Origin of the sequence: Paracoccus homiensis (assembly GCF_900111675.1) — a bacterium.
In the GTDB taxonomy this organism is placed as follows: domain Bacteria; phylum Pseudomonadota; class Alphaproteobacteria; order Rhodobacterales; family Rhodobacteraceae; genus Paracoccus; species Paracoccus homiensis.
The window spans coordinates 13,573-31,594 of the sequence record NZ_FOHO01000013.1 but is presented as its reverse complement, the minus strand read 5'-3'; the positions used below and the strand labels follow the sequence as shown (position 1 = coordinate 31,594).

At 64.9% G+C, this 18,022-nt stretch carries 15 protein-coding genes; 9 read left to right on the top strand and 6 right to left on the bottom strand.

Annotated features, from left to right (window positions below):
* Window positions 1-49 precede the first annotated feature (49 nt).
* Both BMX67_RS14955 and BMX67_RS14950 read left to right on the top strand, forming a co-directional pair.
* Window positions 50-1,267 (top strand): efflux RND transporter periplasmic adaptor subunit, encoded by a 1,218-nt coding sequence (locus BMX67_RS14955; RefSeq protein WP_090736731.1) that lies wholly within the window; start codon window positions 50-52, stop codon window positions 1,265-1,267.
* Window positions 1,260-4,343 carry an efflux RND transporter permease subunit gene (locus BMX67_RS14950; protein WP_090736729.1) on the top strand — a complete coding sequence of 1,028 codons (3,084 nt, stop codon included), beginning with the start codon at window positions 1,260-1,262 and terminating at the stop codon, window positions 4,341-4,343. Before BMX67_RS14955 ends, BMX67_RS14950 begins: the two co-directional genes overlap by 8 nt.
* Window positions 4,344-4,391: 48 nt before the next feature.
* Here BMX67_RS14950 and BMX67_RS19640 read toward each other — a convergent pair whose 3' ends face one another.
* The 4 genes from BMX67_RS19640 to BMX67_RS14935 all read right to left on the bottom strand — a co-directional run bounded on the left by BMX67_RS19640 (window position 4,392) and on the right by BMX67_RS14935 (window position 7,853).
* Window positions 4,392-4,556: a hypothetical protein gene (locus BMX67_RS19640; RefSeq protein ID WP_175479934.1), complete on the bottom strand. Its 165-nt coding sequence runs from the start codon at window positions 4,554-4,556 to the stop codon at window positions 4,392-4,394.
* Window positions 4,553-5,692 (bottom strand): YeeE/YedE thiosulfate transporter family protein, encoded by a 1,140-nt coding sequence (locus tag BMX67_RS14945; RefSeq protein WP_090736726.1) that lies wholly within the window; start codon window positions 5,690-5,692, stop codon window positions 4,553-4,555. The genes BMX67_RS19640 and BMX67_RS14945 overlap by 4 nt, the downstream gene beginning before the upstream one ends.
* Window positions 5,692-6,627 (bottom strand): sulfurtransferase, encoded by a 936-nt coding sequence (locus BMX67_RS14940; RefSeq protein WP_090736723.1) that lies wholly within the window; start codon window positions 6,625-6,627, stop codon window positions 5,692-5,694. Before BMX67_RS14940 ends, BMX67_RS14945 begins: the two co-directional genes overlap by 1 nt.
* Before the next feature lie 335 nt (window positions 6,628-6,962).
* Entirely contained in the window at window positions 6,963-7,853 is an 891-nt protein-coding gene (locus tag BMX67_RS14935; protein WP_217645874.1) for an MBL fold metallo-hydrolase, read from the bottom strand.
* Window positions 7,854-8,060: 207 nt separating this feature from the next.
* Here BMX67_RS14935 and BMX67_RS14930 point away from each other — a divergent pair, with 207 nt between their 5' ends.
* The gene (locus BMX67_RS14930; RefSeq protein ID WP_090736721.1) at window positions 8,061-8,939 is read left to right on the top strand and encodes a LysR family transcriptional regulator; all 879 of its coding nucleotides are present in this window, start codon (window positions 8,061-8,063) and stop codon (window positions 8,937-8,939) included.
* 42 nt (window positions 8,940-8,981) lie between these two features.
* Here the strand turns inward: BMX67_RS14930 and BMX67_RS14925 are convergent, their stop codons facing one another.
* Window positions 8,982-9,704 (bottom strand): SDR family oxidoreductase, encoded by a 723-nt coding sequence (locus BMX67_RS14925; RefSeq protein ID WP_090736718.1) that lies wholly within the window; start codon window positions 9,702-9,704, stop codon window positions 8,982-8,984.
* Between the two features lie 122 nt (window positions 9,705-9,826).
* Between BMX67_RS14925 and BMX67_RS14920 the strand changes: the two genes are divergently transcribed.
* Window positions 9,827-10,744 (top strand): LysR family transcriptional regulator, encoded by a 918-nt coding sequence (locus BMX67_RS14920; protein WP_090736716.1) that lies wholly within the window; start codon window positions 9,827-9,829, stop codon window positions 10,742-10,744.
* A gap of 15 nt (window positions 10,745-10,759) precedes the next feature.
* On the opposite strand, the gene uxuA is transcribed toward BMX67_RS14920, so the two are convergent.
* Complete coding sequence (gene uxuA, locus BMX67_RS14915; protein ID WP_090736713.1) at window positions 10,760-11,974, bottom strand: mannonate dehydratase; 1,215 nt, start codon at window positions 11,972-11,974, stop codon at window positions 10,760-10,762.
* A gap of 90 nt (window positions 11,975-12,064) precedes the next feature.
* On the opposite strand from uxuA, the gene BMX67_RS14910 reads away from it, so the two are divergent.
* The 5 genes from BMX67_RS14910 to BMX67_RS14890 all read left to right on the top strand — a co-directional run bounded on the left by BMX67_RS14910 (window position 12,065) and on the right by BMX67_RS14890 (window position 17,980).
* On the top strand, window positions 12,065-12,772 hold the full coding sequence (locus BMX67_RS14910) for a GntR family transcriptional regulator (protein ID WP_090736712.1): 708 nt from the start codon (window positions 12,065-12,067) through the stop codon (window positions 12,770-12,772).
* Between the two features lie 133 nt (window positions 12,773-12,905).
* Complete coding sequence (locus BMX67_RS14905) at window positions 12,906-13,931, top strand: TRAP transporter substrate-binding protein (protein ID WP_090736709.1); 1,026 nt, start codon at window positions 12,906-12,908, stop codon at window positions 13,929-13,931.
* 66 nt (window positions 13,932-13,997) lie between these two features.
* Window positions 13,998-15,839 carry a TRAP transporter large permease gene (locus BMX67_RS14900; RefSeq protein ID WP_245739481.1) on the top strand — a complete coding sequence of 614 codons (1,842 nt, stop codon included), beginning with the start codon at window positions 13,998-14,000 and terminating at the stop codon, window positions 15,837-15,839.
* A 12-nt stretch (window positions 15,840-15,851) separates the two neighbouring features.
* Window positions 15,852-16,892: a Gfo/Idh/MocA family protein gene (locus tag BMX67_RS14895; protein WP_090736704.1), complete on the top strand. Its 1,041-nt coding sequence runs from the start codon at window positions 15,852-15,854 to the stop codon at window positions 16,890-16,892.
* A complete protein-coding gene (locus BMX67_RS14890; protein ID WP_090736701.1) occupies window positions 16,889-17,980 on the top strand; it encodes a Gfo/Idh/MocA family protein in 1,092 nt (363 codons plus the stop codon). Before BMX67_RS14895 ends, BMX67_RS14890 begins: the two co-directional genes overlap by 4 nt.
* Window positions 17,981-18,022 lie beyond the last annotated feature (42 nt).

Sequence of the window (18,022 nt, the reverse complement as noted above, 5' to 3'; positions counted from 1 at the left end):
TCCCTGCCGGGACCATCGGCAACACGAAGAACGCAACGGGCGGCATGGAATGAATCGGGTATTGGAATACGGGCTTGCGATCGTGATCGCGGGCGGCGTCGGCTATTGGATGCTGGCCGACAGGATCGGGGCGGATGATGCCATCCCGGTCGCGGAACAATCGGCGGCTGCGGGGCGGCCCGGCCAAGGACAGCAACAAGGCGGCACTCGATCTGCATTGGTGACGCTGGAACAGGCCGTGACCCGACCCTATGCCACCGAATATCAGGCCATCGGCAGCATCGAGGCGGTCGCCCGCGTCGCGGTTCAATCCGATGTCAGCGGCCGCGTGGACCAGATCGCCTTCACCCCAGGAACCGCCGTGAACAAGGGCGATGCGCTGCTGCATCTGGATCAGCGCAGCGAGGAACTGAACCTTGCCAGCGCGCAGGCGCAACTGGCCGAGGTGACAGCCACGCTGGCCCGGCTGGAACGATTGGCGACCTCATCGACCAGCGTTTCGACCGTGCAGCTGGACGAGGCGCACACCGCCGTCGAACTGGCCAGGGTCGAGGCGGATCGCGCCGAATTCGAATTGCAGCGCCGTGTCATCAAGGCGCCGCTGTCGGGACAGGTCGGGCTGACCGATCTGGTCGCCGGGTCCTATGTAAACGCGGGCAGCGATATCGTCACGATCAGCGCATTGGACCGGGTCAAGGTCAGCTTCGCACTGCCGGAAGGCGCGACCGAGGTGCTGGAACCCGGCGCATCGGTCCGGGTCACCCTGCCTTCGCGGCCCGGGCAGGTCCTGTGGGCCGAGGTGTCGGCCATCGCCACCGAAATCGACCCCGGCACCCGGTTGATCGAGGTCGAGGCCCTGATGGACAATGCCGCCGCGGGCCTGACCCACGGCATGATCGCCGAAATCTATCTGCGGGCCGAACGCCCGGCGTTGCCCTCGATCCCGGCGGTGGCGGTCATGTGGGGGCGTGACGGCGCATCGGTCTTTGTCGCCGAAGATGGCATCGCGCGGCGCGTCCCCGTCACCATAGCCTCGCGCGTGGATGACATGGTCTGGGTGCATGCCGATCTGAAGCAGGGCGACAAGATCGTGGTCGAAGGCGCGCACAAGCTGCAAGAGGGCGGTCGCGTGATGACCGCAGACGCCGCCACGCGGGCAGAGGGCGAACCCGGCCAACTGGCCGCCACCACCACATCCGTTCCGGCAGCCTCGGCCCGGCAGGTCGCGGCAACGGCAACGTCAACGGCGGTGGGCCGCGATGATTGATCCCATCGCCAGCAAGGGCTTTTCATCCGTTTTCGTGGCGCGACCGATCCTTGCGGTCGTGTGTAACCTGCTGATCGTCATCGCGGGCATCGCCGCCTATATGGGGCTGGATATCCGCGAAATGCCGCAGGTCGATCAGCCGGTGATCTCGGTCCGCGCCAGCTTTGACAATGCCGCGCCGGATACGGTCGACACCGAAGTCACCGAAATCCTTGAAGACGGGCTTAGCGCGGTCGAAGGCCTGCTGGCCTATTCGTCCCAATCCAGCGCGGGCATGTCGCGGATCACGCTGGAATTTTCGGACGGCGTGGACATCGACACGGCCGCGAATGAAGCCCGCGAAATCATCTCGGGCCTCGCACGCGACCTGCCCGAGGATGTCGATCCGACAGTCAGCAAAAGCGATTCCGATTCCGACCCGATCATGCGGCTTGCCCTGACCGGCGACGCAACGCTTGCCGAACTGACCGATCTGGCCGAGGGTCCGGTTTCGGATCGGCTGGACCTGATCGATGGCATCGCCTCGGTCGAGGTGGCAGGCGATCAGGCGCAGGAATATCTGGTCGAGCTGAACATGGCTGCCATGATCGGGCGCGGCCTGACGGTGTCGGATGTGCAAGCCGCGCTGTCCACGCTGGACCTTGCGCCCGCGCTGGGATCGCTGGAAAGCGCGACGCAGGACATATTGCTGAAACTGTCGGGCAGTGAGGTTCGGGCGCAGGACATCGCGCGCCTGCCGATCGACGATCACACCCGCATCGGCGACGTGGCGCGGGTGCAGCTGACAGCGCAGGAACGCAGCGTGGTCGCGCGGGTCAACGGCGCTCCCTCGGTCGGGGTGAACATCGTGCGACAATCGCAAAGCAATACCTTGGCCATCAGCCGCGATGTCCGCGATGCCGTGGCCGAGTTGCAACAGGATCTGCCCGATGGCATCCGGCTGATCGTGTCCGCCGATGACGGGGTGTTCATCGACCGCGCCCTGAACGAGGTCATGTCCTCGATCATGCTTGCGGTGCTGATCGTGGTTCTGGTGATCTTTGCCTTTCTGCGGGTCTGGCGGGCGACGCTGATCCCCGCGCTGACGATCCCGGTCGCGTTGACCGGCACGCTGGCCGCGATCTGGGCCGCGGGCTTTTCGATCAACACGATCTCGCTTCTGGCGCTGGTTCTGGCGACGGGGATGGTCGTCGATGACGCCATCGTCGTGGTCGAGAATGTCGTTCGCCGCCGACAGGAAGGTCTGGGCCGCCGTGCCGCCGCCGCGCAAGGCGCGAACGAGGTGTTCTTTGCCGTCATCTCGACCACGGCGACGCTTGCGGCGGTGTTCATCCCGATCTCTTTCCTGCCCGGACAAGCGGGGGGCATCTTTGCCGAATTCGGCTTCGTGCTGGCCTTCTGCGTCACCGTGTCGTCGGTGGTGGCCCTGACGCTGGTGCCGATGCTGGCGGCGTTTCTTGATCCCGGACGGATCGCGCCGGGCAGCGATGCGGCATCCGGTCCGGGGCTTCTGGGGCGGGGCTGCCTGTGGCTTGTGGACCGGGCCCTGGGGCACCCGGTTCTTGTCCTTGGTCTGGTGGCCGGATTTGCCGTGATCTCTGCCGGGGTCTACGGGTCGCTGAACTCTGCCCTGACGCCCGCCGAGGATCGCGGCGCAGTGATGATCGCGGGGCGCGCGCCCTCGGGTGTCAGTGTCGCCTTCACCGATGAACAGTTCCGGCAGGTGGAAGAAATCCTTGCCCCTTACGTTGCCACCGGCGAGGTCGCGGTGGTGCAGTCGCTGGTCGGACTGGGCGGGGGCAGTTCCGGTATCCTGATCGTCCGGCTGGCTGACTGGGCGGATCGCGGCCGCAGCCAGCAGCAGTTTCTGGCCGAACTGCAACCGCAGCTGAACCGGATCGCGGGCATGACGGTCTTTGCCCGGTCGCCCAACAGCCTGGGTATCCGGGGTGCGGGCAACGGGCTGACCTTTGCGGTGACCGGCGATGACGGCGACAGCCTGGTATCCAACAGCAAGGCGCTGGTGGCGGCCATGGCGGCACGGCCCGATATCTTCGTGTCGCCGCAACTCAGCGAGGAATCCTATGCCCCCGAAATCCAGGTGACGCTCAACGAGGAACTGGCACAGGAACTTGGGCTTTCGCTGACCGACATCACCGACACGATCGGGGCCATGACCTCGGGGGTCGATGCGGCCGAGGTGTTTCTGAACGGTCAGGAAACCACGGTCGCCATCCTGCCGGGCGGCCGCCCGATCAATGACCCGTCGGATCTGGATCGCGCCTTTGCCCGCACATCGGACGGGGCGTTCCTGCCACTGTCCAGCGTTGCCAGCTTTGACCAGGTGCCCAGCCTGTCCAGCATCGACCGCGAAGGCGGCAGCCGCGCCGTGTCGATCCAGTCGAACCTTGCGGCGGATGTCGATCTGGGTCAGGCGATGCAGACCGTTCAGGGCCTGTCCCGCGAGGTTCTGGGCGGGGATGGCGCAATCGTCTTTACCGGCGAGGCCGCAACACTGCAAAGCAGCGAAAGCGGAACACAGGCGGTCTTTGCCATCGCCTTTCTTGTCGTCCTGCTGGTTCTGGCTGCGCAGTTCGAAAGCCTGATTTCGGCGGTCGTGATCATGCTGACCGTGCCGTTCGGGCTGGGCGCCGCCGTCATCGCCATTGCACTGACCGGCGGCAGCCTGAATTATTACAGCCAGATCGGGCTGGTGATGCTGATCGGCATCATGGCCAAGAACGGCATCCTGATCGTCGAGTTCGCCAATCAGCTGCGTCAGCGGGGTCAGGATATCGACAGCGCGATCCGCGAGGCCATGCGCCTGCGACTGCGTCCCGTGATGATGACGATGGTATCGACCGTGCTGGGCGGCGCGCCACTGGTCCTGTCGCTTGGCGCGGGGGCCGAGGCGCGTCAGGCGGTGGGCTGGGTGGTCGTCGGCGGGCTGGGTTTTGCGACGGTTTTCACCCTGTTCCTGACGCCGGTGCTGTATCGGAGACTTGCACCGCTTGGGGGCGAACCGGGCCATGCGGCCCGTCAGCTCGCCCGCGAAGAGGCCGCGCTGATCGCCTAACCCCGGTATCGGCGCCGGTCGCGACGATTGGGCCGCGACCGGCAGGGATCAGTTCGGCAAGGCGCCGCAGAAGCCCCCTGTCGGCACCGCGCCAGACCCAAGCGCGAAGGCGGGCGGGGCCTTGTAGGGATTGGGCCGCGCGTTCGCGAGGTCGAAACCGATCAGCCCCGCCACGAAAACCAACGCCAGACTTGCGGTGAAGGCGCGGGTCATGACCGCGCCTCCAAGCCCAAAAGCGGCCGCAGCCGGATGCCGAAAAACGCCCCCGCGAAGGCCGCGACGAACCAGACCCAGCCATGCAGGCTGCCCGTCGAGATCCCCGAAAAGAACGCGCCCACATTGCAGCCAAAGGCCAGTCGCGACGAATAGCCCAGCAGAAAGCCCGCGATGATCGTCGCGATCCATGCCCGCGCCGGATAGCCCGGCAGGGCAGCCGCCAGCGCCCCGCGCCGCCATGCCGCGACGCCAAAGGCACCCGCGATGATCCCGATATCAGTCAGCGAGGTGTAATCGGTCAGGATGCTGGACGACAGCCGCTCGGCCGAGCCGGGAGCGCTCCAGAAGGCCGAGGCCGCAAGATCGCCGCCCATCGCGGAATAGGCCTTGGCCGCCCACAGGCCCAGCCCATAGACCACACCCCATGGCTGCCCGGCGATCACCAGATTGCCAAGCGCCAGCGCCGCGATGACCACCGCCGCAATCGCGTGACGACGGTTCAGGCGCGGCACACCGGGCGCCGCGCGCCACAGGATGATTGCCGCCGCCACCGCCAACAGCGCCAGCGTCGCGACCAGGCCGCCAGTCCCTTGCAGGGTCAGGACCGGCAGCGATCCCAGATCGGTCCACCAGATCAGGTGATAGGCCCCCGCAAAGCTGCCCAGGGCAAAGAACGGCAACGCCAGCAGGCTGACGGGATTGCCGCTGCCCGCGTTGACCAGCGTGCCCGACCCGCAGCCCAGCACGATCTGCATGCAGATGCCAAAGACAAAGGCCCCGCCGACCATGGCAAAGCCGATCGGGGCCTGCGCGCCGACCAGCTCGCCCGGATTGCTGGCCAGCAGCGGGATCGCGACGATGGACACCAGCGCGATGGACAGCAATTGCGCCAGAACGCCCGACGGTTCGCGGCGGGTGATCATCGCGCGCCACGGCCCGGCAAAGCCAAAGCGCAACCCCTCCAGCGCGATGCCAAAGCCCAGACCGACCAGCAACAACATCCCGTATCGCGCGCCCGCGAACAGGCCGACAAGCGCGACCAGCACCAACCCCACCAGGATCAGCCCCGACCGACGCAGGCCCATTCCGGGCACGTCATCGATACGGTCGCCGGCGGTGATCGCCTGCGACATCAGTTGGACCCGCCGAACTGGTTCAGCAGGTTCTTGAACAGGCCGGGGGCGTTATCCATGTCCAGACCGGCCTGCGAATATTCGACCATCGAACCGGGATACAGCTTTACATCGCCCAGACCGGCCAGCTCGTTCAGCGCGAACCAGTTGGTCGCGGCCCAGTGCCCGGTATTGCAGAAGGATACCAGCTGCTGCCCTTCTTGCAGGCCCAGTTTGGATTTCAACGCATCGACATCGGCGACGGGGCTGATCGCGGTCGCGCCGGGCTGGAAGAATTCGGTATAGGCGTGGTTCTGCGCCCCCGGCAGCGTGCCCGGCCTGGCGGCGGCGTCATGCGCCTTCTGCCCTTCGAAGAATTCCGCGGGGCGGGCATCCAGCAGGACCGCCTTGCCCTGTTCCTCGGTCAGTTTGGCGACGTCCTCGGTTTCGGCAGTCCAGCGATCGTCCCAGCTGACCGAGATGTCCGTGGGCTGCGGCGTGACCTGTTCGGTCGAAACCGGCAGGCCCGCATTGACCCATGCCTGCGCACCGCCGTTCAGGATCGACAATTCCGAGAAGCCCGAGCTTTTCAGCGTCCAATAGACCCGCGCGGCCGCGCCGAAATCGGTATCGGTGTCACCTTGCGACACGATGACGACCGGTTGATCGGGCTGCAATCCCAGCTCCTCGTAGGTCGCCTCCAGCTTTTCGATGGGCACAAGCTGGCCGGGATTGTCGGCTGGCCCGCGGAACAACCCATAAGGCGCCGAGATCGCGCCCTCGATATGACCCGCTTCATAGCCGCCACCACGGATGTCCAGCACGACCGGCGCCTGTGGCGCCTGCAGCGCGGTTTCCAGTTCGGCAGCCGTCACCAGCGGGCCAAGCCCGGCGGCCAAAGCCGCATTGGTCAAAAGCCCGAAGGCCGAGACAGTTGCAAACGCGTACAGCTTCATCGCAGAACACCTTCATGCTGATTTTGCATCACATGTCGGTCAGATGCCGGCCCGGGACAAGACCCGCGCCGACAAAGGCGCAAATCCGTGCCGGAACAGCGCTTTGCACCCGATTTCAAGCGCTGGACAGCGTGCTGCCGACGGCGCTCAGGTCGGAATGTTTTTCCACGGCGCGCCGGAATTGCGGGCCGTTCTTCTTTTCCGCAACCCGGTTTCGCCATCGCCCGTGGCCGAATGGGAACCGGTTTGCGACGCGATCGACAACGCCCCGCAACCGAAGCCTGATGCTTCGGGCCCACCCGTGACAGGCGGGCCTTGCCCCGGCCTTGATGGCCTTAGCCCCAAGACATCTCGCCCGTCGCGACCTGTGCGCCGATCTGCAAGGCCGGGGCAAGGCCCAGATCCGGAAAGCGGATCGTCATCGCGGCAATCAGCGCGGCGCTGTCCGTGGCCTTGGCCAGCTCCTCCTCGAAGGCCAGCAGATAGCTGCGCGTGAATGTCAGGCTGGCCATGCCGTTATTGGTTCCGCCTGCCGCATGGCCTGCCACCACCACTTTCGGCGACCGCGCGATCAGGGCGTCAAGCTCGGCGATCCAGTTGGCGCGGTCCTTGGGCGTGGGCGTATCGGCGGTCCAGACATGCAGACCGTCAAAGGCATAGACACCACCGAACACGGCTTGCAGATCCGCAACCCACAGATAGCGCCGATCCGTCATGGTCTGCGAGGTCACGATATCGATGCGCGTCCCTTCCAGCATCAGGTGATCGCCCTCGAAGGGCTGCGGAAACACGATCTGATCCAGGGTCTGCGGCCCGTTCTCGCCCAGTTGCGGTGCCCACGCCTCCAGCTTTCCCTGCGCCTTCTTGCGCATCAGGGCAATGGTGTCGGGGGCGGCGATCACGCGCGCCTGCGGAAAGGCGGCCGCAACCTCGGTCAGGCTGAAATAATAATCGGGGTCATTCACAGTGACGAATATGGTCGTCAGACGCTTGCCCGAGGCCCTGATCGCCTCGACCAGGGCGCGCCCCGAGGGGAAGTTGAAACTGCCATCGATCAGGATCGCCTCATCGCTGCCGGTCAGCAGAACCGGGGCGCGAAAGAAATCCCGATCATCGCCGCGATAAGCCTGCCACGCGGGCGGGCTGGCAAAGGCCGCACCGGGCAGGGCGGCAACGACGGGAACGGTCACAAGCGAACGCAGGGCATCGCGGCGGGTCAGGATCATGGCATTTCCTTTCAACGGCTCATGTCGCCAACGGGGCGCTGGCGGGGTCAATTCGGCGCCGGGCCTCTGCGCATGGCGACCCCCCTTGTGGCGGTCTTTCCATGACAGGGCCGGCACCCTGAACAGGTACGGGTTGAAAGCTAGTTCGTCGGGATTGTTATCGAAAGACAGACTGTCTATACACAGCGTCAACCAAAAGATGACGATATGCGCCCCAACCTGAATCGCCTGCTGTATTTCACTGCCATCCTTGACGAAGGGTCGATCACCGCCGCCGCGAACCGGCTGGGCGTCGGCAAGGCCGTCGTCAGCAAGCAGATACAGTTGCTGGAGGCCGAGGTTGGCCAGTCGCTGTTGCTGCGCAACACGCGCAGGCTGTCCCCGACCGAGGCGGGCCGACAGCTGTATGACCAATGCAGCCCCGCCCTGACACAGGTTGCCACGGCCATTGACAGCGTGTCGCAGAAGGACGCGACGCCACGCGGGCGGCTGCGGATCACCGCGCCCGTGGATCTGGGCCTTGACGTGATCGCCCCCATGGCCGCCAGATTCCGCGAGGAACATCCGCAGGTTCAACTGGACCTGTTCCTGACCGACGACCACCTGGACCCCGTCGCCGAACGCCTTGACCTGAGCTTCACGGTCGGCTGGTTGCGCGAAAGCGATCACCTTGCGCGCAAGCTTGCAGATTTCCGCGAGATCGTCGTCGCCTCGCCCGAAACGGCGGCGGCCTTGCGCGTGACCAGCCCCGACACGCTTGCCGCCTTGCCGATGGCCTTGAACAGGAGGGTGGCGAACCGCCCGGTCTGGACATTCACCCGACAGAAGGAACAGCGCGAGGTGGCGCTGTCCCCGGTGATTACCGCCAACATCACCCTTGGCGTGCTGCAGGCGGTCCGGACAGGGCGCTATATCACGATCCTGCCCGATTTTCTTGTAACGGACAGCCTGCGCACGGGCGAGTTGGTGCAACTGCTGCCCGATTGGTCGCTGCGCACCGGCGGCATCTATACCGTCACCCCGGCGGGCCAGATCCGGTCCAACGCGCTGAAGGCGTTTCTTGCGGCGGTTCGCAAGGCGTTCTAGGCCAACCCGACCGGAACCGGGCAGCTGCGGTTGCCGCGCCTGTCACGCGGTCTGACGGGTCGGGCCGACAACCACGTCGCGGATATTCACAGATTGCGGCTGTCCGTACATGAAGGCCGCGATGCGGGCGATATCGTCGGGATGGATGGCGCCGCCGATGCTGTTCTTCCAGTCCTGATAGCCGTCGATGATATCCTGGCTGGTGGTGTGACCCAGCAGCTCTGTCTCGACCGCGCCGGGGCAGATGGTCATCACCCGCACGCCGGTATCGGCCACCTCTTCGCGGACATTTTCGCTGATGGCCGAAACGGCGAATTTCGTGCCGACATAGGCCGCATGGTTCGGAAACGCCTTCTTGCCCGCGATCGAGCTGACATTGATGATCGTGCCGCGCCCGCGGTCCTTCATGTCACCCAGCACGGCCTGCATCCCGTTCAGCAGGGCCACGACATTGACGTCATACATCCTTTGCCATTCCGCCGGATCCTGGGTATCGACCTGCCCCAGCAGCATCAGCCCGGCATTGTTGATCAGGCCATCGACAGGGCCGTATACGCCCTCGGCCTCGGCGATGGCGGCGCGCAGGGCGGCAGCATCGGTCACATCGACCTTGCGACAGATCGTGTCGGGCAGGCCAAGCGCCTGCAGCTTGTCGATGCGGCGCGCAACCAGCAGCAGCGGGTGCCCCGCATCCGAAAACTGGCGCGCCATGGCCGCGCCGATGCCCGAACTGGCCCCGGTGATAACGATAAGCGGCTTGGTCATGCGATCTTCTCCTGATGTCGCGGATGGCGAGGAAGACGCCATCGGTTTGTGTGCTGGACAGCAGGTAGGGCTTTGCATTACGTCGATAAACGGGATTAATCTGAAATCAGCGTTCGGAAAAAATGAACGACATCTCGTGGCGGGGCATTCGCGCATTTCTGCAGGTTGCCGAACATCGCAGCTTTACCGCCGCGGCCGAGGCGGCGGGCGCGTCGAAAAGCAATCTGAGCCAGCTGGTTTCAGAGCTTGAAGCCGCGCTTGGCGTCCAGCTGTTGCATCGCACCACGCGACAATTGCGGCTGACCGAAATCGGCAAGGGCTATTACGACCGGTGCAAGCAGGCGATGATCCTGCTGGATTCCGCGGCGGAATGGGCGGCGGATGCGACCCATGACCTGCGCGGCACGATCCGCATGAATTCCGTCGGCGGCCTGTTCGGAGAAGAGCTGATCGCGCCCCTGGTTCTGCGGTTTCAGCAGCATTATCCCCAGGTCAAGGTCGAGCTGTCCTTTTCCAGCGCCCGCGTCGATATCATCGAGGATCATTACGATCTGGTGCTGCGCATGGGCAAACTGCCCGATTCATCGCTGATCGTGCGGGCGCTGAAATCCATCACCACCCGCTATGTGGCCAGCCCCGCATTTCTGGAACGCTTCGGTCCGCTGAACAGCCCGCAGGATCTGAAAAAGGTGCCGCTGATCTATGGATCGGTGGATCACTGGATCATGACCAACGGACGCGAACAGCAGATCATCCATGTCGACAACGGGTTGAAGGTCGCAAGCGGGCGGATCATGCGCAAGGCGGCCATCAGCGGTCTGGGGGTCACGCGGCTGGCCGATGTGAACTGCCAGTCCGATATCGACAGCGGCAGATTGGTCGAGGTGTTGCCGCAATGGTCGGAACAGACCCCGATCTCGCTTGTCTGCCCGCCGGTCCGGCATCAGCTTGCCCGCGTCCGTGCCCTGATGGCCTGGCTTGCGCGGGATTTCGATGAACAGCACCGCACGCTGTTGCGACTTGGGCCCGAAGGGGGCTGATCCCTTGCCGGGCGCCTAGCCGCGCCGCGCTGCCGGATGCGACAAGGCGGCGATGACGCCACGCAGTTCGGCCAGCCCCTTCAGTCGCCCGATCGAGGGATAGCCCGGCTGCGCCTTGCGGCCCAGATCATCCAGAATATCCTGCCCATGATCCGGCCGGAACGGGATCGAGACATCCCGGCGACCCTGCGCAAGACGGCGCTTTTCCTCGTTCAGGGCGGCGTCGATCAGCGCGACCATATCGGTGTCGCCTTCCAGATGCGCGGCCTCGTAAAAGCTGCACTGCGGATCAGGGCTTTCGCGGGTGACGTTGCGCAGATGCAGGAAATGCACCCGATCACCCAGCCGCCGCATCATCCCGGCAAGATCATTGTCGGGTCGCGCCCCAAGCGAACCCGAGCACAGCGTCACACCATTCGCCATCACGTCGACGGCCCGCAGGATCCGGACATAATCGGCCTCGGTCGACATGATCCGGGGTAAGCCCAAAAGGGGCACCGGCGGATCGTCCGGGTGACAGCACAGGCGCATGCCAAGGCTTTCGGCGACCGGCGCGACCTCGGACAGGAAATCGACAAGATTGCCCCGCAGCCGGTCTTCGTCGATCGCTGCATAGGCGGCCAGCTGATCGCGCAGATCCTGCAACGAAAAGCTTTCGGCGGCACCGGGCAGCCCGCAGACGATATTGCGCGTGATCTGCCGCTTCTGCGCGTCGTCCAGCCGGTCGAACACGGCCCGTGCCGCCTGTACCGTATCGGGCCGATAGCTGTGCGAGGCACCGGCGCGGCCCAGAATATGGATATCGAAAGCGGCGAAAACCGTCAGGTCAAAGCGCATGCAGGTCGCGCCATTGGACAGGGGATGGGCCAGTTCGGTGCGGGTCCAATCCAGCACCGGCATGAAATTGTAGCAGACCGTTTCGATCCCTGCGGCCTTCAGGTTGAACAGCGATTGTTTCCACGCCGACAGATGGTCGCGCCACGCACCACTTTGACGCTTGATGTCTTCGGACACCGGCAGGCTTTCGACGACCTCCCATGACAGGCCCGATCGTCGTCCCGCGCCCGTCATCGCGATCTGGGCCTGCCGGGTTTCGATCTGCTCTCTGGTCCAGATGGCGCCCGTCGGGACATGGTGCAGGGCCGATACCACACCTGCCGCGCCCGCCTGCAACAGCGCATCGATGGTGACCAGATCCCTTGGTCCGAACCAGCGCCATGTCTGTCTCATGCTCCCCCCTTCCGGCGCGCAAGACGCGCCGATCACAAAACTGTTGACTAGTATGGTAGTATGCTTGCACGATCAGGCAAGTGAGGGAAGATGAACCAAGGTCTGACAGATCATCCACCGGCCATCGATCCTGCCCGCCCCGTCGGCCCGCAGTTGTTCGCGCGTCTCAGGACACGCATCGTCAGTTGCGATCTGGCACCGGGCACTCGGCTGTCCGAGGTCGATATCGCCGCGCATTACGCCATCAGCCGCCAGCCGGTCCGCGAGGCGTTCATCAAGCTGTCAGAGGCTGGCCTGATCGACATCCGCCCCCAGCGCGGCAGCTTTGTCAGCCGGATCGACGTCGACGCGGTGCTTGCGGCGCAATTCGTCCGCGAGGCGGTCGAGGCCGATATCGTGCGCGCCGCCTGCCGTCGCGCCGATGATGCGATGCTGGCCATGCTGCGGGGCAACCTGACCGCCCAGCAACGGGCAGTCGATGATCCCGCCCCCCAGACCTTCATGGATCTGGACGAGGCGTTTCACAGGATGATCGCCGATATCGCCGGGCAAAGCGCGGGCTGGGCCTATCTGGACATGTTGCGCACGCAGATGGACCGCGTGCGCCACCTGACCGCCAGCCAGTTGCCGCGACAGATCCTGGTCGAACAGCACCGCCAGATCGCCGATGCGATCGGGGCCGCCAACGCCGATGAGGCCGAACAAAGAATGCGCCGCCATCTGCGCCGCGTGTTGACCGACATTCCGCTCGTCGCCGCCGCGAAGCCCGCCTTCTTCACCGAGGCCGGGCGCCGATGACCCCGTGCCTGTCCCCCGCCGACCCGGCGGGACAGGTCCGGACCGACACACACGGATCTTGCCCGGAGGAGGCCGGGCTTTCGTTCTGACGCGGACTGCAAGGATGCGCAGAACCACCAAAGGGGAGGAAGACATGACACAAGGCAAGAAAAGGGTCGCCCGTCGGCAGTTGCTGCAACTGGGGGCGGCCGCATTGGCGACGCCCGCGCTGATGCGATCGGCCTGGGCGCAGGACAAGTTCGTCTGCAAGATCGCCCATTCCGAGGCGATCGGCTCGCCCTTCACCAACGCATTCGACAAATGGGTGGTAATGCTGAACGAACGCAGCGAAGGGCGCATCGAGGCCCAGCATTTCCCCGCCAGCCAGCTTGGCGGTCTGGCCCAGCTTCTGGAAATGAGCCGCATCGGCACCATTCAGGTGACCGCCGCCGGCCCCGACAGCGAAGAGGCCATCGCCCCCGAAATCGCGGCAACCGCCGGGGCGCCGGGCTTCATCTACAAGAACGAGGCCCATGTCGACGCCGTGTTGCAGGGGGATATCGGTCAGGAAATCAGCCAGATCGCGCGCGACAAGACCGGCGTTGAATTCATCGCCTATGGCGAGGTGGGCTTTCGCCACCTGCTGACCAAGGACCCGGTCACCGATCTGGACAGCCTGCAGGGCGTCAAGCTGCGCGTCCCCGAGGTTCGCATCTGGGTCGATTTCTGGAAGACCCTTGGTGCCAACCCCACGCCCCTGCCCTATTCCGAACAGTATTCCGCGCTGTCGACCGGGGTGATCGACGGGCTGGATTCCGATTATTTTTCCGTGCTGGGCTTCAAGTGGCACGAACAGGCCCGGAATGTCCTGCCGACCTATCATTGGTTTTTGCCCAAGGCGATCCGCATGAATGCCGCATGGCTGGATGGCCTGCCCGCCGATCTGCAGGATCTGTGCCGCAGTTCCGCCCGCGAAGTCTTTGCCGAACAGCGCAGCATCAACCGCGCCGGGGCCGATCAGGCGCTGGAGGATCTGAAGGCAGCGGGCTGCGTCGTTCATCCGTTCCCCGAAGACGAAAAGGCTAAGTGGGAAGAAAAATCCGCGGCCCTGTTCGACCAGTTCGGCGCGACCAGCCCCGAAACCGCCCAGATGATCGCCAAGATCCGCGCCCTGGGCTGATCGCTGTGCTGCCTGCCCCGCATGTCTGACGCGGGGCAGAGACAGGGAGGGACGAAATTGGATGACGTGACACCGATGCCGGGGGTGACAGCCCTGCCCTATCGCCTTGTGGTCAAGGCATTGGAAACCATCGCCGTTTTCTTGATGCTGTGTGCGACGGGGGTGGTCGTTCTTCAGGTCTTTTGCCGCTATGTCCTGAACGCGTCGCTGCCCTGGCCCGAAGAGGTCGCGCAGTTCTGTTTCGTCTGGGCGGTGTTTCTGGGCATGGCGGTCCTGACCTTTCGCGACCGCCATATCGCCATATCGCTGTTCGTCCAAAGGCTGCCCGCCAGAACCCAGACCGCGCATCACGTCTTTCTGCGGGTGATGACGGTGATCTGCTGCGTGATCCTGTTGGTGCACGGGGTCGATTTCATGAACCGCACGATGCAGGTGATGCCCGCCATCAGGGTGCCGCTGCGCTATCTGTTCATGGCGGTCCCGGCGGGCAGCGCGATCACCCTGCTGCTGTTGACCAGTCCGATCCGCGGGCTTGGCGGCCAAAGCGGGGTCGCTACGCTGGCCGCGGGCATCGCGGGCTATTTCCTTCTGCGTCAGGCGGGCGGATTGCTGCCGGGCGACGCCAGCAGCACGGCCATCCTGATGATCGTTTCGATGCTGCTGATCTTTGCGGAACTGCCCATCGTCTTTGCCCTGATCCTGGGGTCCTTTGCCGGGCTGACGCCACTGCCCGACCTGATGATGGTGACGATCACCCAGACCATGTCGGGGGCGCTGAATTCATTCACGCTTCTGGCCATTCCCTTCTTCATTCTTGCGGCGGCGGTGATGAATGCGGGCGGCATCACCGGACGTATCGTGGATCTGGCCTATCATCTGGTCGGGCATTTTCGCGGCGGTCTGGCACAGGCCAATATCGTGACCAGCGTGATGCTGGCCGGGGTGTCGGGTTCGTCCACCGCCGACGCATCGGCCACCGCCAAGCTGATGGTCCCCGAGATGGAGAAATACGGCTACAGCCGGTCCTTCAGCTGTGCCCTGACCGCCGCCTCGTCGACCCTGGCGAACATGATCCCGCCGGGGCTGGGCCTGATCATCTATGCCGCGCTGGCCTCGGTTTCGGTCGGGGCGCTGTTTGTCGGCACCATCGTGCCGGGCATCCTGACCGCGCTGGCCCTGTCGGTCGTGGTCTGGATCATCTCGGTCCGCAAGGGCTATGGCGCGAATGCGCGACGCGCGGACCGGTCGGCGCGGTTGCGGTCCTTCCTGTTGGCGACCCCGGCGCTGTGCCTGCCGGTGATGATCGTCGGCGGTGTCCGTTTCGGGGTGTTCACCGCGACCGAGGCCGGGGCCATGGCCTTTGTCTTTTCGCTGCTTTGCGGCGCCTTCGTCTATCGCGGATTGACCGCGACCAACCTGTCCGAGGCGTTCCGCGACGCGGTCGAGGATACCGTCGCCGTCGCGGTGATCATCGCCGCCGCCTCGCCCTTTGCGTGGATCCTGACCTTTGAACAGACCCCCCAGAAGATCGCCGAATGGCTGGCGGCACTGACCGGAAACCGGATCTATCTTCTGTTGCTGATCAATCTGTTCCTCGTCTTCGTCGGCCTGTTCATCGAAATGATCGCCGCCATGGTGATCCTTGTGCCGATCCTTGTGCCGGTGGTGATTGCGGCAGGGGTGGATCCGCTGCAATTCGGGATCATCATCGTGATGAACCTTGTCATCGGGGCCCTGACGCCGCCGCTTGGCGTGTTGGTCTTTACGGCGGCGCGGGTCGGCGGCGCCCCGTCGACGGCGGTGTTCCGCGCCATCCTGCCCTTCATCCTGGCCCAGGTCGCCATTCTTCTGCTGGTGACCATGATCCCGCAAATCACGCTGTTGCCGATCCGGATGTTCGGCCCCTAGGGAAAGCAAGAAATGTCTGACGCACCAATCGCGACGCTTGCCGTCATCGGCCTTGGCATGGCCACCAAACCCCATCTGGAGGCGCTTGAGGAATTGCGCGGCAAGGTGAATGTCTCGGGCGTGTTCAACCGCACCCGCGCCAAGGCCGAGGCGGTCCGCGATACGTTCGGCTTTCCGGTTTTCGACAGCCTTCAGGCCATCGCCGACGATCCCGCGACCGATGGCGTCATCATCGCGACGCCACCCAACCAGCGCGCACGGATCGTGGCGGTCATGGCCGCGGCGGGCAAGCATATCCTGATGGAAAAACCGATCGAACGGACGCTGGTCGCCGCCGGCGATCTTGTCAAGGAATGCGCGGATCGGCAGGTCACGCTTGGCATCGTGTTTCAGCACCGGATGCGACAGGGGGCGCGGCGGCTGCGGCAGCTGGTCGATGGCGGTCAACTGGGCGAACTGGCCCTGATCCGGGCCGAAATCCCGTGGTGGCGCGATCAGGCCTATTATGACGTGCCGGGGCGGGGCAGCTATGATCGTGACGGCGGTGGGGTCCTGATCTCGCAGGCGATCCATGTGCTGGACCTGATGCTAAGCCTGACCGGCCCCGCCAGATCGGTGCAGGCCCTGGCCGCCACCACCCGTATGCACCGACTGGAGGCCGAGGATTTCGCCACCGCGGGCGTCACCTTCGACAATGGCGCGGTGGGGTCGATCGTCGCCACCACCGCCACCTTTCCCGGCGAACAGGAACGCCTGGTCATCGACGGCACCTTTGGCACAGCCGTCCTGACCGGCGGCAGGCTGGACGTGCACTGGCGCGACGGTCGCAGTGAAACGGTCGGCGATGTTTCGGGCACGGGCGGCGGGTCCGATCCGATGGCCTTTCCCTGCGACTGGCACCGCGACCTGATCCATGATTTCGCGCAATCCATCCGCGACCGCCGCCCGCCCTGCATCACTGGCCACGAGGGCCTGCGCGTCCACCGCCTGATCGACGCCATGACCCGCTCGGCCGCGACGGGCTGCATCGTCAATGTCGAGGAGACACCATGACCCCCCTGCGCTTTGCCGCCCTTGGGCTGGATCACCGACACATCTATGGCATGTCGCAAGGCATGATCGACGCGGGCGCGGAACTGGCCGCCTGGTGGACCGAGGGCGACCCCCAGCCCGTCGCGGGCTTTACCAGGCGCTTTCCCGATGTCCCGCGCGTGACGCAGCTTGACCAGATCCTGAACGATCCCGCTATCGCGCTGGTGCTGATCGCCTGCCCCCCCGACCAACGCGCCGATCTGGCGATCCAGGCCATGCAGGCGGGCAAGGACGTGATGGTCGACAAGCCCGGCTGCATCACGCTGGACGAGCTGTGCCGCCTGCGTGACGCGGTGGCCCGGACGGGCCGCATCTGGTCGGTCAATTTCTCGGAACGGTTCGAGGTTCCTGCCGTCACCGCCGCGACCGAACTGGTCAGGGCGGGCGCCATCGGCACGGTCATCCACACCACCGGCCTTGGACCGCACCGCCTGAATGCGCATACGCGCCCCGACTGGTTCTTCGATGCGGCGCGCTATGGCGGCATCCTGACCGATATCGCGTCGCATCAGATCGATCAGTTCCTGCATTTCACCGGGCAGGACGATGCCGAGATCACCTTGGCCACCGTCGGCAATCACGCGAATCCGGCCCATCCGGGTTTTCAGGATTACGGCACGCTGGCCCTGCGCGCGGGTCCGGCGCAGGGGTTCATTCGCGTGGATTGGTACACCGCCGACGCGCTGCCCACATGGGGCGATGGCAGGTTGTTCATCTGCGGCACCGAAGGCACCATCGAGCTGCGCAAATATGTCGATGTCGCAGGGCGGCCGGGCACGGACCACCTGTATCTGACCAATCGCGACGAGTGCAGGCATATCGACTGCTCGGGCTATCCGCTGCCCTATTTCGGAAATCTTCTGGCCGATATCGTCAGCCGCACAGAAAGCGCCTGCGCCCAATCGCGGACCTTCCGCGTCTGCGAACTGGCGATTCAGGCGCAGATGATCGCAGTTGCGGCAGGAGGATCACATCCGTCCGGGGCCGAAACCGCGCCGGAACAGCCAGATCGGCACCGACCAAAATGCGCCAAACAGGCACCCGGATGATCGCCTGACTATACGAAAGATTAGTATCATCCGGGGCCGTCA

Bases quoted from the DNA above. Each gene is read 5' to 3' on its own strand.
- BMX67_RS14955 (WP_090736731.1), top strand. From the start codon at position 50: ATGAATCGGGTATTGGAATACGGGCTTGCGATCGTGATCGCGGGCGGC.
- BMX67_RS14950 (WP_090736729.1), top strand. From the start codon at position 1,260: ATGATTGATCCCATCGCCAGCAAGGGCTTTTCATCCGTTTTCGTGGCG.
- BMX67_RS19640 (WP_175479934.1), bottom strand. From the start codon at position 4,556: ATGACCCGCGCCTTCACCGCAAGTCTGGCGTTGGTTTTCGTGGCGGGG.
- BMX67_RS14945 (WP_090736726.1), bottom strand. From the start codon at position 5,692: ATGTCGCAGGCGATCACCGCCGGCGACCGTATCGATGACGTGCCCGGA.
- BMX67_RS14940 (WP_090736723.1), bottom strand. From the start codon at position 6,627: ATGAAGCTGTACGCGTTTGCAACTGTCTCGGCCTTCGGGCTTTTGACC.
- BMX67_RS14935 (WP_217645874.1), bottom strand. From the start codon at position 7,853: ATGATCCTGACCCGCCGCGATGCCCTGCGTTCGCTTGTGACCGTTCCC.
- BMX67_RS14930 (WP_090736721.1), top strand. From the start codon at position 8,061: ATGCGCCCCAACCTGAATCGCCTGCTGTATTTCACTGCCATCCTTGAC.
- BMX67_RS14925 (WP_090736718.1), bottom strand. From the start codon at position 9,704: ATGACCAAGCCGCTTATCGTTATCACCGGGGCCAGTTCGGGCATCGGC.
- BMX67_RS14920 (WP_090736716.1), top strand. From the start codon at position 9,827: ATGAACGACATCTCGTGGCGGGGCATTCGCGCATTTCTGCAGGTTGCC.
- uxuA (WP_090736713.1), bottom strand. From the start codon at position 11,974: ATGAGACAGACATGGCGCTGGTTCGGACCAAGGGATCTGGTCACCATC.
- BMX67_RS14910 (WP_090736712.1), top strand. From the start codon at position 12,065: ATGAACCAAGGTCTGACAGATCATCCACCGGCCATCGATCCTGCCCGC.
- BMX67_RS14905 (WP_090736709.1), top strand. From the start codon at position 12,906: ATGACACAAGGCAAGAAAAGGGTCGCCCGTCGGCAGTTGCTGCAACTG.
- BMX67_RS14895 (WP_090736704.1), top strand. From the start codon at position 15,852: ATGTCTGACGCACCAATCGCGACGCTTGCCGTCATCGGCCTTGGCATG.
- BMX67_RS14890 (WP_090736701.1), top strand. From the start codon at position 16,889: ATGACCCCCCTGCGCTTTGCCGCCCTTGGGCTGGATCACCGACACATC.